Raw genomic sequence first — 15,255 nt, forward strand, 5'->3', positions numbered from 1 at the left:
ATGACAACGTTTTATCGGCGAGGTGTTCCTCCCGGCTGTCCGTCCTCATCCCAGGGACGGTAGACCTCACCGAGCAGGGAGGCGATGTCCTCCCTGTGTTCCTCCATATGGAGTTCCAACAACCGGATGATAAAACCGGAGATGCTGCCGCAGCCGGCGGCCCTGACCAGCATGGCGATCCGGCGGTGCAGTCTCCCATCAATGTAGGCGGTCTTCCACTCAGCGGCTCTGGGAGCGGGAACCAGAAACCTCCTCTTGTATTCCTCCGGACCTGTCACTTTCCCTGCCCGGACCTGACTTCCATGACTTGGTATCTCCACCACTGGTTCCAGGGATGGGGAAACGGGAGCTGACAGAAGGTTCCCCGTGAGTCCGACCCTCTCGAGAACGATATCGGAAAGCCGGTTCTTTTCCTTTTCTGAATCCATATTTTAAAATCTTAAATTATTAAATTACACAACTGGTATTGTCTCGGAATACAAAATAAAGGAAGAAGAGAACAGGATGAAACCACCTGTCACTTATAGTCATCCAAAGTCAGTTATTGTCATGATACACATGACGGGGGGGACGGAGATGCCGTTCCGTTCGGACGGTTCTTCCTATGCGGAGGCGACATCAGAGGCCCGTAGTGGTGTGGAAAAGCGAGCGGGATTCCGTTTCCTTGTCCACCGTTCCTTTTTAATCCTTATGGGCAGGCGTGAGAGCGCGCATCCGTCCGGATACGGATTCTTAAATTATCGGTCTATGGGAGTGTAAAAGTATTAATCCGTTAATGGAGAATTATGAAGGAAGACCATAAGGTGTACACGGCTACATTCTCCATTTGCAGAAGTGTAGAAGTAGTAATCCATTAATGAAGATAATGCAGAAAAACCATAAACCATATACGGCTCACTGCCGCTCTCCATTTGTAGATGTGTAGAAGTAACAATCCATTAATGGACAATAGGGCATGTAAAGGGCAGATTTCCCGTATATTCGCCTCCTTATTCCCGAATTATGGACGTAAGTCATATGATTATGGAGAGATATCCACCCTTTTATGGGGAGAGCAGCCGGCAAACACCTGATGGAAATGCCTCGTAAATCACAGGAGAATAGCCATACAATGGGCTAATACACAATAATTATTGGATAAATGTGGTCCGCTCCTGCGGACAGCAAGTTGTGTTTTCGTTTAACGAAAACAGGACGGTTTAACGGAGAATACACCGATAAACCGTTACTTATTTCAAGCTCCAGCGTCGCTTTTTACATATCTAATTATAATTCATTTGAAATCACAAAACAGATTGAACCGAATGTGGTTAGTTTGTCTGTTTATTTCATGTCCGAATCATTAGTATGCTATGTTGCAAAGTTCGTATTCATTATGAAAAAATCCGCTTACGAGAACAAGATATTCAGGTAATTTGCCATCCTTTCCCCAAAGAAGTTCGATGTTAAAAAGTTCAGAAAGCGTTTTGGCTATGTCAAATCCGAAGGCTTCGAGTGACGGACGCACTTTTTCCGGGTGTCGGCATGGTGTGCCGCAGTTACGCGTACACTCGTTATCTGAGCAGTGAAGACATTTACCTATATAGGCAAATGAACGCCCTCCATATTTCCGTTCCATATCCAATAATTCGCTCTCGATTCGTATCCGTTCCGGTAAAATGAGTTTTTGTGTATATTCAATCGGAATATCTTTGTCTTCAGGGATTATCTTCGTTGCCATAAGATGTGCATACTTGTATTGTCGGAGAAACGATTCCGTATCAAAATCAAATGGAGGACACCCCCAACTTTTACCGTAATTGGTACATTGTTTGCAAAGTTCAAGAAAATGTGGTTCGTCACGGAATTCGGCGATGTATCCTTCAACAGTGATGTCTGAAGTAAAATTTTCTACAGTGTATATACTCATTGTTTCAAAATCATTGTACCGCATAAGGAGTCGAAACGGATGTTTTCATTTTGGAAAAGTCTGTCAATGTATCCGCTTTTCTGCATTTCAGACGCGGTCAAGCAACTTAAATTCGGGGTATCTAACAATGCTATCGAATCGCACATGGACAACGCGATGTCAAGTTCATGTGTCGAGAACATGATACATTTTTTCTCGTCGTGGACAAGCCTACGAAGCAACGCCACAAGTTCGTAGCGATTAGGCATGTCAAGAAAGGAAGTCGGTTCATCAAGGAGAATGATAGGAGTATCCTGTGCCAATGCACGAGCAATCATCACACGCTGGCATTCGCCATCCGACATTTTATCCATCGTGCGGTTTGCATAAGCCTCCATTCCCACCGAAATGAGCGATTGCATGACTATCTCCTTATCTGTTTCTTGCATCCTACCTATCCAGTTGGTATAAGGAGCACGGCCTATGGCTACGACATCCTTGCACCGCAGGTTGGCGATGCGCGTGCGCTCGGTCGTGACGACAGCCAGCGTTTTTGCCATATCTTCGGTTTTCATGCAGGCGATGTCGTGCCCGTCGAGAATGATTTTTCCGGAATAACACCGGTTCAGACCGGCTATGGCGCGGAGCAACGTCGATTTTCCTGTCCCGTTTCTTCCGATAAGGGCTGTCAGTTGACCTTTTTTTATCGTGGCATTTACCTCGTGGAGCAACGAGTTTTCTTTGTAACCTATGGAAAAATGCTGTAATTCTATCATGCGGTGATGGATTTGTTGCGTAAAACCACCCATACGACGATTGGGATTCCCAATAGAGCTGTAATGGCGTTGATCGGCAAGGTGAATATTTTAGAAATGATGTCGCAAAGAAGCAATATCGATGCTCCCGAAAGAATTGTTCCGGGCAGAAGGACATGATGATCGCTATTTTGGAAAAGCATTCTTGTGACATGAGGCATAGCGAGACCTATGAAACCTATCGGACCGCAAAAAGCGGTTATCGTTCCGGCGAGCAGCGTTGTCGAGAGAAACAACAGGCTGCGTGAACGCCGAATATTCAGTCCCATTGTTACGGCATATTCCTCTCCGAACAGCAGGAGGTTAAGCGGTTTGATGGTCAGTACAGCCAACAGCAGTCCGGCAAACACCGATGGAACAAGAATCAGAAGTTGTCCGGAGGTGACGTCACCCAAAGCCCCCATCGTCCAAATGACAAAGGCTTTCAGCGATTCCTCTTTGCTGAGGTACTGCAATATCTGCACGACAGCACCTACGCCCGATGAGAACATCATGCCCAGAATCAGGATTACCATGATGTCTTTTATTCGCTGTCCGACGGCAGTTATCACGAGCAACACGACAGCCGCACCCACCCACGCTGCTCCGGCAATGCCTATTGATGAACCGATCCCGGCAAGTACCACAAGTGCCACACCGAGACTTGCACCGGAACTGATGCCAAGGACATAGGGACCGGCAAGAGGATTACGGAAGAGGGTCTGCATCTGAAGACCGCTGACCGATAAGGCAGCCCCGGCCAACAGTGCCACTATAGCTTTTATGAGGCGTATGTTGAGTACGATTTTTTCCGTGGCACGGGAACAATTTCCCCCGGTCAGTGCTGCCCATACATCGCGGATCGGAATGTTGACAGCTCCCACGGCCAAGTCCAGTAAAAAAAGACCGACCGTGAGCGTAATCAATATGGAGAATAATATAGTCGAACGGGAACGCATCTATTTCAGTTGCTTGTAATACACACACTCTTCCTGCACCAGTTCAGGATGGAATATCTTCACGAGGTCGCGGAGCACGATGTCAGGATTCACGACGGCAGACTCGTAATAGTCGTTACCCCCGGCTGTGTTGGTACGGGCGTTGTTGTTATACACCTCTCCATTTTTGAAACATCGGGTATCGGTGAATTTCGGACATGATGCCTTCAAGTCGTCAAGGGAGTTCGCCATTCCCACGTTCAACCACATGTCCGCATCCGACGCGAGCAGATATGCTTCTTCTAAGTCAATGGGGATAGAAGCGTTTCCCGTGTTCTTCTGGTAGATATAGCGGCCTCCCGCATCAGTAATCAAGCGGGCTACATAACTTTGGGTTGAAGGCATGAACCACGAGTCGCCATAGGGAACATTAAGCATAACCGAAGGAGTGCCGAGGGTACTGTCGGCCACTTTCTTTTTCAAGGCGTTGTATCTGACCGGGATTGCGGCAAAGGCTTTTTCACCCTTCTCACGTTTTCCTGTGACTTCTGAAAGCACTACCATCCATTCGGCCTTGCCGAGAGGCGACTCTTCAAGATAATCGCCGACATACATGAACGGTATGTCGAGTTCTTCGAGTTTGCTTTCCATTGCGCTTGCGCCGTTCACCCCATAGAGCAGAACGAGGTCGGGATCGAGCGAGAGCAGCAACTCGTAGTTGATGTTCCCTTCATAGCCGACATCGCCAATACTGTCGCGGCGGGCTTGGATGTCTGGGTTGGAAATGTAGTCGATTCCCGAAACGCCGGTTATACACCGGACTTCACCGATTGCGTCAAGCATGGCGATATGAGTGGAAGACATCGCCACGATACGTTTGGCGTCTCCTTTGAGTACCTGTCCTGCAAACCCTTCGGGAACCTCTTCACCGTTGCGGACGATAAACAGCCATGTGGTTACACTGTCCGCTCCCTGCCAGGGATTCCTGACGGTTATCAGTACGCTTTCCTTCCCGCCCGCCCCTTTGATGTCGAAGCCGGAGGCATATTCGGGAGCATAAAGCAGCAGGTTGAAATCATTGATTTTTGAGCTTTTGTTGTGGCAGCCTGTAAATGCCAGAGAAAGCAACAAAATCAGGCTTAAATTCTTTAATGCGTTCATATTGATGCAGATTATCGTTTACTATTTTTGTTTTTTCCGAACTTGGGTGTTATGCCGATGAATATCTCGAAATTGATGCCCGGCATGGGACGGGACAATACGGAAAGGTATTCTTCATCGAACAGGTTGTTGATGCTGCCCTTTAGCGACAGATCGGCCCATCGGAAAGAGAGCTGTTTTTCCAGTGTCACGTTATTCATGAAGTAAGGGGGCAGATAGCCCGTCAGGGTATAGTCATTACTCGACATGGTATAACGCTGGCTGTAATAACACCATTTGTAAAGCAGGCTCCATGTCCGCCATGACAGACGTCCGGTCACCGTTGCGGAAAACTCCGGCACGTATGGCAACTGTTTGCCGACGGATTGGTCTGCCGGACTCATCGGTTCGCTCTCGTTGATCGAGGGAGTCCACGAGAAAGTTCCGTTCATATCCAGTTTCCAGTCCTTTCCGAGCATTATATCAAGGTGGGCGTTGGTCTCTGCCCCGTAAGCATGTACCTTTTTGAGGTTTCTGGGGGAGAAGAATCCCTTGGTTGTGGGTAGCCAGATGATCCAGTCGTCGATGTGCGAATCGAACCAGTTGATACCACCGCTCAAAGCATATACATTTTCTTTCCCCACCGAGAACGACAACCCCACGTCGTATGTGAAGCCGTGCTCGCTTTTCAGGTCGGGATTACCGCCCGGCAGAAAATAGAGGTCGTTCAGCGTGGGAAAACGGTAGTTCCGGGAGATGGATGCTTTCGCCACGATATTGCCTTTTTTCGACAGTACCCCGTCGATGAAGAAAGCCGGGATAACCGGGGCCCATTCCGTACCGAACATATCCTCGCGAAGGACAAGCGAGGCGGCAAAACGATCGACAGGCCGCCATTTCGCAGAAACGGAACCGGAAAACTCGACACGTCCCTTGTCATACCCGACAACAGCCTTGTTACCTTCCTGCGAGATGATATTTTTGTCCGCGCTTTCCACCAAATGCTGGTGTACGGAAACACCGGCCGTGAACAGCCATTTCTCTGAAGGAGCATAATCCCCGTCCGCACTTCCGTAGAACGTGTTAATCTTACTGCGTGAGCGGGTCATCGAAGCCATTTCGCCGTTTCCCTTGTCCCGCTTGTAATCATAGGCCATCCATGTGTGTATATAGCCGCCTTTTACACCGACCTTCCATTTCTCCCGCACGCGATCCCACGAGAGGACGCCGCGAAACGTCTGCTCCCTTTGGCGGTTCTCGAAGTCCATGTCGTTCCCGTAATCCGTGCTGAGCATCGCCAGTTCCCGGTTGGAATTGATATACCAGGCGTTTAGCCCGAACTTGTCGCCTTCGCCCGTGTTATAATAAATTTCCTGCAAGACGTGCAGATCCTTATAAGCCCCGCTGCGGTTGCGTTCCGTCGGGTAATAGGAACCGATGATGTTCTTGTCCTCGTCATAGATGTTTTCCTTCTTGTCCCGGTTTCGGTATTTGTAGTCGTTGGGGGAAGAGGAATACACCACACGGGTGGAGGACTGCCAGTGTTTGTCACCGTAGGTCAGGCGGAGAAACTCGTCGAACGTGCTGAACGACCCCACTCCCTGCACGTACTGCAACCCGAACCCTTCATGGTTGGCCGGAGAAGTGGAGAGCCTGACCAGACCACCCAAGCCGCCGCCCGTTTCGTTTACCGATGACGTTCCGTGCAGCAGCGAGGCATCATCGATAAAGTAAGAAGGGATGGTGGAAAAATCCGTCATGCCCAGCATCGGGTTGTTAATGCGCATACCATTCCACGTCACTTGGGTATGCGAGGGAGAGGTACCCCGGAAAGCCACGGTGGATAACGTGGCGCGTCCGTAGTTCTTGACAAAAACGGATGAGTTGAATGTCAGCACATCGGCCATAGACAAGGCGATGTTCTCTTTCATGGCGATGGAATCGAAACGGGTTCGTTGCACGCCTATATCCTTCATAGGTCGTTTGCCCACCACCGTAACCTCCGGAATACGTAGTACCCTTTTGGTAATGCTGACGGAATTTTTCTGCTGGGCGGCAAGCAGAAAGGGCAGGCTTACCCCCACGAACAATAGAATAAGATGTCTTTTCATTTTTGTCCTCCTTCCTCGTTATTTCCAGCAGAAAGCTCCCGGAATGATTCCCACGTAAAATTCATCGATCAGCTTGCCTTGCGGCGAATAGCGATACACGATACCTTGTTGCTGGTAATCAATAGCGTCGGCCACATATACCTCCCCGTTGTTGGGATTGACCGTAAGGCCGTAGTATTTGGTGTCCCGAAACTCCAGAAAAGGCCGGACGGGAACACGGTCGGCTTCCACCGGCATTCGCCAAATATCGTTGTTGATCCAGTAAAGTGTATCCCGTGTACCGTTGAGCTGGACTTCCGAAGGCCAGTCGCCCAGCTTAAACTTGAACTGTTTCTCTACGGTGAAAGTCTCGGCGTCTATACGATAGAGAGACGGTGCCTCGTAACCGTATGGGCTGCCCTCGTAACCGCCATCCGTGATGGTCCACATCTTGTTGTATTTGTCCATGACCAGCGAAGTAGGTTGTATGCCGATGGTCAGTTCGTCCACGACCTTGTCCGTCTCCGTGTCGATTTTCAGGATGCGGTTCTGGTACGACCAGCAGTTCACATAGACGTACTTGCCGTATTGTACCATTTGTTCGGTGGAACCCGATTCCATGTCCATGTCTGGACATTCGATATAGCCGGTAATCTCGTATGTCTTGGGGTTGATGATGAAGATACGGTAGTCCCATATCTGCGTCACATAGGCTTTCTCATCCGACAGAAAATGGATATACCGGGGTGAGGTGAAACCTGTGATACGGCCCACTTCCTTGAAAGTATTGATGTCGATGGCGAAAATCACATGCGAGTTGTTCACCACGATCCAGCCTATACCGTCCCGGATAACCATAGACTGGGCCACATCGCCCAACTTGAACCCGTTGGCACGGTAAAACACTTCATTCTCCACTTCGCACGTGGCGGGATCGTAGTAGGAAAGCGTGGCATTGCTGTACTGGAAATTCCCCTCGTTGGTAATGAAAAGACCAGAGGCCGATACAGAGAAATCTTCCATCTCTCCGTAATCCCATTTCATGCAACTGCCGAAAACTGGCAGGCAGAAAAGAAAAAGGCAAATCCGTTGTATTGTTCTGCTCATTGTCATTCGGATAAAAAAGAGTACCCGAATCATTACGGGTACTCTGGTTAAGGTATAAGGTTTAATCCTGCTGCGTATATTGTTTGTCCTTCATATTTTGGAAGGTTGGGTTATACCCACATTTCGTCACGCTCCAACTTTCCCCCGTAATCATTCCGTTTTCTATAAACTTGCCGAAGAAAGTGTAGTCGGTAAATTTCGTCAAACCGTCAAAAACAACCCCATGCAAGGTCTCCAACTTCTCCATGGAAAGTGTTTCCTGAGAAAGAGAAGTCGCACTTTTTATCTGTAGCGTACCATCTATAGTCTGTAATTTATCACAAGTAATGCCTGTTGCTTTATTAACGAACAACCCTTCACCTCCTACGTGAAGCAATTCCGGAATATCCAGCGATTTACTTTGTAAAGATATTGCTAACGAACCCTCTCCCTCTTTATAATATACAGGAGAAGCTGAACAACAAACTTTGGATAGTAAGGGCAAGTTACAACTGGTAAAATTTCCAGATAAATAGAACTGTCCTCCCACTTCTTTCAAGACTGGCATTGTGATTGAAGCAAACATGGGTATTTGGATATATCCATATCCATCTATGATTTCCAAGTCGGGAAATTTGGCATTGCTTCGCATTTGGCCTGTCACATTTAGATTTCCATATACATGTTGAATTGTCGATATGGTATAATCGGTATTGTTGGTGGTTGGCTTACAAGTGAAGTCTTTGATATTCTTGAACGTGATTTCAGGGAACTTATTATTCGTGAGACTGGTGATGACAAAATTTACATTTGACAAATCTTCGGCTGTTTCAATTTTGGAGAGCTGCACCTTGTTTATAATTTCAATCTGGGGCGCTGTTTCTCCGAAGGTTTCAAATCGGGCGTTCGGCAACAGCAGTGTTCCGCTCACATCTTCAAGATAATCCAGCGTGATGCTTCCAAGTGTGGTGATCTTGCTCCAGTCGGGAAGTTGTTTGAGTGCCGTGAAATTCTTTATCTTTATCTGTCCCTTTATCGTTGTCAGTTTGTCCATTCCACCGAAAGCCTGAAGCACGTCATTTCGTTGGGGAACAAAACTACCGGTAGGAGGAGCTTCCATATTGGCTTCCATAATAATACTTCCGTTTACTGTTTCGATTTCCGGAAGGTTGATGGTTTCCAACATCACGGGGACGGTATGGAAATCAAGGCCACCGGTCTCTTTCAGCTTAAGGAAGCTCATGGAAGTCAGCTTGGCAAGATTGTTTACGGACAAGACCCCTCCGACACTTGTCAGTTCCGGTATTTCCAAAGACGCAATCGAACCGGCTGCTGTGTTCTCTTCATTGAGTCCTTGAAGATTCAGATCCTGACCTACAGTAGTCAGAACCGGAAACTCAAAACTCTGTAACGACGACGCATTGAACATCACGCTTCCTTCAATAGTTGCCAGTTTCTCGAATAGGACATACGTCACTTGGTCGTTATATACCGATATGTCTCCGGAGAGCGTTTCCAATGCTTTCATGGAAATCATGTGAAGTTCCGTAGCTTTCGAGGCGACATCGGTCGAACCTACCTGTAAACCTCCGGCAGAAACGATATTATCCAACCCTGTCAAGTCTGCACCGTTGTAACTGTTACGAATGACAATGTTGCCAGTAACCTCTTTCAAAGATGCCAATGCAGATATGTCAGTGATTTTTTCTGCCTCTTCCGCATCAGAGCCGATAATCAGGTTCCCTTTGACAACGGTTGTTTTGGTTGCGGCAAAAGAAGCTACCTCCTCGGTGGTCTTCAACTCCACATCTCCGTCAGATTCTATCTCGCTTTTCACGACCTTATAGGTATATTCGCGGGCATCTCCGTTATAGGATGTCACCCGGAAGGTTCGTTCGTTATCCCAGTCCGTTACCGTTTCAGGATCAGGTATGATTGTTGCAGAAGTTGTGTACTTGAATTCCACTTCGGCGTTGTTCAGCGATACCGTATAGGGAACGGTTATTGTTACTGTATTGTCCGTAATGTCGGCCGTGTACGATTTCCCGTCCACGGTCATCACGACCGATGTGATGAAATTTTCATCTGCATCTTCAGGTATAATTTCATCGTTTTTGTCACACGCTCCCAAAAAGAACAAGGATAGGAGCATGGGAAGAAAATAAATTTTCATACTTGTAATTTTTATTATTTGGTTAGATCCTCAAAAGAAAATACCTCCGTAGAAACTTCGCCCAGCCAGCCGCTTTTGGCCAGAACACCGCATTGTATTTTGATAAAGTCAATATATTGCAGATTGGCTTCCGTTCCATCGGCATGGATGGCATTGGAAATTTTGAAACCGTTCCTTTGTCCGCTTCCATCCACCGTACTGCCGCCTTCTATCTGGTCGTTTCCGAAATTATCCACGTACCCCCAGTCATAACTCTGATTATCCCAATAACCGGTTTGAGAATCTTGGGTGTTGCGGGCGGCCAGACAAGTGCCTGTCAGGGTATAACTGTTTTCCGAAATCCAAGCCGGATAATAATAGTCTTGTGTATGATAAGCGGACAGATAGTCTACCCAGCCGTTTCTACCGTCGGAACTGATCCATTGGACATCCATTTTTTTGCCTTCCGGACGGTAATAGGTCACTTCAAAATTCTGTATTGTTTCTTCCTTGCCTGCTTCAGATCCTTTCAGTTCGTACCACTCGTCATCCGGCAATCCGTTTCCGTTTATATCTTGCATGACCCATACGATACCCGGTTCGGAACTGCCGTCAAAGGCGTTCCCCTGAACACAGAAATCATATTGGTTACCCGAATTGGGAATACTGTGGTCGAAGCCGACGATGATATAACCCCCGAAAGAACCTAAAGAGACGTGCAGTTTGTCTTTCAAACGCTGTGTTGCCCATGCGACAGCCGCTTCAGGGGATGTTTCGTTGCCGGTCATACCGCCTATCGTGCTCGTCTCGTTGATAAATTGGCCGGGAGCTGGGGTATATTCATAGACTTTATTCCAGAGCTTGGAACTTCCCGAAGCCCGGAAGCCGTCTTGTTCCTTTTTGTCCACACAAACGACTTTTACGGTGGCAGTGACAGCCGTTTTCCCTTTGTCGATATTCCTGCTTATTTTTTCCGTCGGTGTGTCTTCCGACACAGTACAGGAGACGGTGTATTCTCCGGGTGCGGACGGCGTGAACTTGAACATGCGTTCCACTTCTCCTTCCATGACCTGACCGTCCACACTCCACTCAAAACGGGGATTGTCGAAATACTCCAACAACGGACGCAGGAAAACAGGACGGTCGGCAAAAGTGTACCTGTCCGTGGATGTTTGCAGGTAAGACGGGGTCGGGAATTTGACAACGTAGGGCATCGTTTCCACGACCTCTACGCTTACGTCTTTCGTTGTTGTCCCATCTATATTGGAAGCGTTGATTGTCACCGTATAAACACCGAGTTCTTTTTCATTGAAAGTATAAGTATTCTCGGTGGAAACGATTTTTCCTTCCCGTACCCATTCGATTTTGAACCCTTCGACATCCGAATGCTGAATATCGGGAGTAAATGTGTAATCGGTATTCCGGACGACTTTTAGCCCCTGCGAAGGTAGTGCCAGTGAGATGACCGGAGGGGTGAGTTCTTTCACTTCTACTTTCAGTTCCTCTTCGGCATAGCCTTCCGCATTGTCTACTCTTAGTTTGACATAAAAATCCCCGCATTCATTCCATGTACGTTGAAGAGACGGACCCGAAGAAACCAGCGTACCGTCTATCGTCCAAGCAAAAAGAGCATCTTCAACATTCTGGTATGTCGGGGCGATAGTCAATTCGTGATCGACCTTGACCGTGTAAATACCGGTCTCGCTGTCAAGTTCTATTATAGGTTGTCCTCCTACTTCTTCGGTAATGACTTCATCCTTGTTGCAGGAGGTGAACAGCATACAGGCAGAAATAATAAAATAGTGAAAACGATGCATGATGTGTGGATTTTAGAAAAATAACAGGGATACCCCCGACAGAAGGGATATCCTTGTATTCTTTTTATTGTATGGTGATATCATCAATACAGATATAAGCCGGAGTATTCAAACCGTATGCTCCCGAATCCGAACCCTCGAAGTTGAATTTCACACTTTGCACCCCTTCGGCATTGATTTCCCAATAATCCCATGTCGTGATAGGATCAACCTGTTGTTGGCCGTTACGATAATCGGCTAAAAGACGTTTGTAAGTGCGGATCAGACCGCCATTCGCATCATAACATTCCAGATTCACTTGGAAATACCCTTTCATCTCTTTCAGAGGAGTCGCTACCCCCGTAGAACCGAACTGATTACCATAAGTAATGACACCATAAGTGTATGAGGTGTTGCAGATCCACAGGCCGACCAATTTCCGGGGAACATTGAAATAAAATTCTGGTTTAGCCATCCATGCCTGATTGTAAGCATCCACATATCCGTAAACGACACCGAAATTGGAACCGCTGTGCCCGGCTTCCTTATTCTGTCCTTCCGCTTCCACCGCAGTGTTATAGACAGAACATTGGTTTAGATAAGAATACCACCAGTCTCCGGTATTTCCCGACTGATTGGAGCGGATGTTCCAGTTGGAAAGTGCGATGCCGCCGCTGGAATACTCTGTGCTTCCACCTACAGTATTAAACATTGAAAGGAAGAGATATTCTTCCGGAGTATTGTCGTAAATGGTGGTTACTTGAGGATACCCTTGGTACGAATAAAGATTTTCTCCGGCCGAGGTAGGTCCTGCTAACATGCCGGGATCGAAATCATCGAAAGTGATAGTTAAAGTACCGTCCGAATTTGTCACAGCACGGGTTTGCGAAGTTCCGGAATCAACCGGGTCCATCAAAAAGTCATCGTCCGAGCTACAGCCAGAGAACAAGGCGGTTGCGGTAAATAGACAGGCACCTGCCAGAAAGCGTAATTTTCTTTTCATAGGTCACTCATTTTAATGTAAAACATATTATTAACAAACACAAAAAATTCCCGTTCGTGCGGACTTACACGAACGGGAATATGTCTGTCTTCAAATATTGAATGGCCGATGAGCTATTCCTTATTTGATTACGACCCGTATATCCCGCAGGTGTAAATCTCATTCCGGTCATGGCAGGTCTTCTGACTCGTCCCGGTCATCGTGCCTTCCCGGTATTACACCAGTGGCAAAAGTTCGATGTCCGTTTTTGTGGACTCACAGCAGCGGGTACTGTCCCGGATTTTCACCGGGTTCCCTTTTCATTCGGAAGGCGTAAACCTCCCGAAACCATTTCCCGACTGCAAAATTATCTATATTACATATCAATTCCAAATAATTCATAATATTTATAATAAAACACACAAAGCATGACAACCGTACTGTTTTAATTAGAGCATTCAAGTTTACGACAAACGAAGACGGTAATTATCATACACAATATCCATAAACCAACAAAACAGCTTGCCATTTTCCATAACAATGCGTTCTGGAATAGATAACTGTTAGCTGCAATTATGCAAGCAAAAAAAGCAGACAGAATAATGACTATTAATATCATGCACCAGAAATTAATCCTATAAATTTATGGAAAACAAGTAAGGGAATGGAAGTTCCGTTGCCGCATGGATGCAGGTGAAGGACCTTCTCTTTTAACGTTGGATACGCCAATGCACGCCAACGGAAGACTCTGATATTATCTGTTTGGAAAGGATATAGGATGTGCGTTACTTTGTCGCATATTCAGAATCTTAAAAAGAATTTTAGTATGGAACTGACAATTATTGAAACAAGCGCGTATTAGGAGTTGAGAAAGCTGGTCAGCACGCTGGTCGTACAGATGGGCGACTTCCAGAAAAAGATTGCCCCGCCTGCGCCGGACAAGTGAATGGATGCGCAGGACGTATGTGATGGACTTATGCCCAAACACTTTCTGAAGAGTTTCCAGCAGCATCCCCTTGAGTATGGCCAGAACGGCAAATGCGTGGCGTCCGATGTGCGGGGTGACCTCGCCCCGGAGTTGCATTTCCTGCCTATGATTCCAAGACTGAGCCGCATGGCATTGTATTCACCTACCGGAAAGACACATTCGGGGAGTCTTTCTTTTCATCCGTACCCCTATATTTTTCAATCAGTTCGATAGCAATGGGCAATAATTTTACGACATACGCCACTCCCGTTTTTATACGGTTGCCCATCAGCCATGTACCGCCGTCGGAGTCGGTATGGATATTATCGTATGTTATGGCTTTCAAGTCCACATAGGAAAGACCGGTGAAGCACATGAACAGGAACATGTCGCGCATGGCACGCTGGCGTTTGTATCTCGGTTCTATATGGATTATCCTTTGCAGTTCCTCTTCGGAAAGGAAAGAACGCCTCTTGTATTCGGGCATACACTCGAATGATGCGAACGGATGAACCCGTATCCAGCCTTTTTCCTGCGCGATATACATCAGCCACTTCAAGGTATTGACACGCCCGAAGACAGTGGAGTTTGCCAAAGCGCATGTACCGAGCATCCAGTTGTAGTAATCCTCGATGAATGATTTCTCAAGTTCTTCGATGACAATATCCTCTGCATTCTTCTTGCTTTTCATGAAAAGCAGGAGACTCTTGTAATCGGCAACCAGACCGCAGTAGGTGCTTTCGGCTTTCTCTATGCCGATTTTCTTTTTATACGGTTCCAGCTGTTCCCTGAAAAGGTTCATAAGGGTGTGGCATTCCTCTGAGAAGCCGACATAGCGGTTATAGACTTTCTTGGCTGTAACAAAACTGTCGTGGTCGCAGATGTACTGGTAGTGCCTGGTGATTTGCGCCTTGATATTGTCAAGCTCCTGATTGAGTGTACGGGCCTCCTCGGACTTGCCTTTGGCCCGGTTGGTTTTGACGTCCCACAAAGCGAGGGACACTTCTTTCTTACAACTGAAACCGGCTTGGGTTCCATTGATGGTGATACGGCCCATAATCGGTGTCTTTCCGTTTTTTACAGACTGTTTATTCTCAAAACACTTAGCTATACATGGTCTGCGATAAGCTAAGAGAGATTCCCCTTACACAAAAGCATGGCATCTCCTTGTCGTATCTCGCCTTTATACTTTTATGTATAGTAGTCTACCGGATCGAATGAACAAGACCTATCCCATACATAAACCAATTTAGACTGCTATGTTATTTTTGAGGAAGAAGATGGAATGAGACCAGATACCCTCTTTAAGGCTGACTGTAAGTCGATTAAATGTAGAAAAAGATTGCTTTTGTCACAAGTAAAGTGTATATTTGCATTGAAAGAATCGTTCTTTGACAGAGGCAAAAGAAAACAGAATATTGT

General features: G+C 46.9%; 13 protein-coding genes and 1 riboswitch. Of the genes, 1 reads left to right on the top strand and 12 read right to left on the bottom strand.

What is annotated here, in order from left to right:
• Positions 1-11 precede the first annotated feature (11 nt).
• On the bottom strand, positions 12-428 hold the full coding sequence (locus N5O98_RS11370; RefSeq protein WP_004327094.1) for a DUF3408 domain-containing protein: 417 nt from the start codon (positions 426-428) through the stop codon (positions 12-14).
• A gap of 76 nt (positions 429-504) precedes the next feature.
• Between N5O98_RS11370 and N5O98_RS11375 the strand changes: the two genes are divergently transcribed.
• Positions 505-759, top strand: coding sequence for a hypothetical protein (locus N5O98_RS11375; RefSeq protein WP_008650625.1), 255 nt, complete (start codon positions 505-507; stop codon positions 757-759).
• A 583-nt stretch (positions 760-1,342) separates the two neighbouring features.
• On the opposite strand, the gene N5O98_RS11380 is transcribed toward N5O98_RS11375, so the two are convergent.
• The 11 genes from N5O98_RS11380 to N5O98_RS11425 form a co-directional block, all read right to left on the bottom strand.
• On the bottom strand, positions 1,343-1,909 hold the full coding sequence (locus tag N5O98_RS11380) for a DUF2284 domain-containing protein (protein ID WP_004289236.1): 567 nt from the start codon (positions 1,907-1,909) through the stop codon (positions 1,343-1,345).
• Positions 1,906-2,664 (bottom strand): ABC transporter ATP-binding protein, encoded by a 759-nt coding sequence (locus tag N5O98_RS11385; RefSeq protein ID WP_004289235.1) that lies wholly within the window; start codon positions 2,662-2,664, stop codon positions 1,906-1,908. The genes N5O98_RS11380 and N5O98_RS11385 overlap by 4 nt, the downstream gene beginning before the upstream one ends.
• A complete protein-coding gene (locus N5O98_RS11390) occupies positions 2,661-3,641 on the bottom strand; it encodes a FecCD family ABC transporter permease (protein ID WP_004311292.1) in 981 nt (326 codons plus the stop codon). The genes N5O98_RS11385 and N5O98_RS11390 overlap by 4 nt, the downstream gene beginning before the upstream one ends.
• Entirely contained in the window at positions 3,642-4,781 is a 1,140-nt protein-coding gene (locus N5O98_RS11395; RefSeq protein ID WP_004289233.1) for an ABC transporter substrate-binding protein, read from the bottom strand. It lies immediately after the preceding gene.
• A gap of 11 nt (positions 4,782-4,792) precedes the next feature.
• Positions 4,793-6,871 carry a TonB-dependent receptor plug domain-containing protein gene (locus N5O98_RS11400; RefSeq protein WP_004311295.1) on the bottom strand — a complete coding sequence of 693 codons (2,079 nt, stop codon included), beginning with the start codon at positions 6,869-6,871 and terminating at the stop codon, positions 4,793-4,795.
• Positions 6,872-6,889: 18 nt separating this feature from the next.
• Positions 6,890-7,990 (bottom strand): YncE family protein, encoded by a 1,101-nt coding sequence (locus N5O98_RS11405; protein WP_004293828.1) that lies wholly within the window; start codon positions 7,988-7,990, stop codon positions 6,890-6,892.
• A gap of 28 nt (positions 7,991-8,018) precedes the next feature.
• Entirely contained in the window at positions 8,019-10,109 is a 2,091-nt protein-coding gene (locus N5O98_RS11410) for a lipoprotein (protein ID WP_004311297.1), read from the bottom strand.
• Between the two features lie 14 nt (positions 10,110-10,123).
• Positions 10,124-11,905 (bottom strand): PKD-like domain-containing protein, encoded by a 1,782-nt coding sequence (locus N5O98_RS11415; protein WP_004293827.1) that lies wholly within the window; start codon positions 11,903-11,905, stop codon positions 10,124-10,126.
• Between the two features lie 64 nt (positions 11,906-11,969).
• Entirely contained in the window at positions 11,970-12,887 is a 918-nt protein-coding gene (locus N5O98_RS11420; protein ID WP_004289228.1) for a DUF4465 domain-containing protein, read from the bottom strand.
• Between the two features lie 155 nt (positions 12,888-13,042).
• Positions 13,043-13,234: riboswitch (cobalamin riboswitch) on the bottom strand.
• Between the two features lie 386 nt (positions 13,235-13,620).
• Entirely contained in the window at positions 13,621-13,950 is a 330-nt protein-coding gene (locus N5O98_RS27495; protein WP_004289226.1) for a hypothetical protein, read from the bottom strand.
• A gap of 46 nt (positions 13,951-13,996) precedes the next feature.
• On the bottom strand, positions 13,997-14,890 hold the full coding sequence (locus tag N5O98_RS11425) for a phage integrase SAM-like domain-containing protein (RefSeq protein ID WP_004289225.1): 894 nt from the start codon (positions 14,888-14,890) through the stop codon (positions 13,997-13,999).
• Positions 14,891-15,255: the final 365 nt, after the last annotated feature.

Source organism: Bacteroides sp. LFL-34 (assembly GCF_027257075.1).
GTDB lineage: Bacteria > Bacteroidota > Bacteroidia > Bacteroidales > Bacteroidaceae > Bacteroides > Bacteroides ovatus.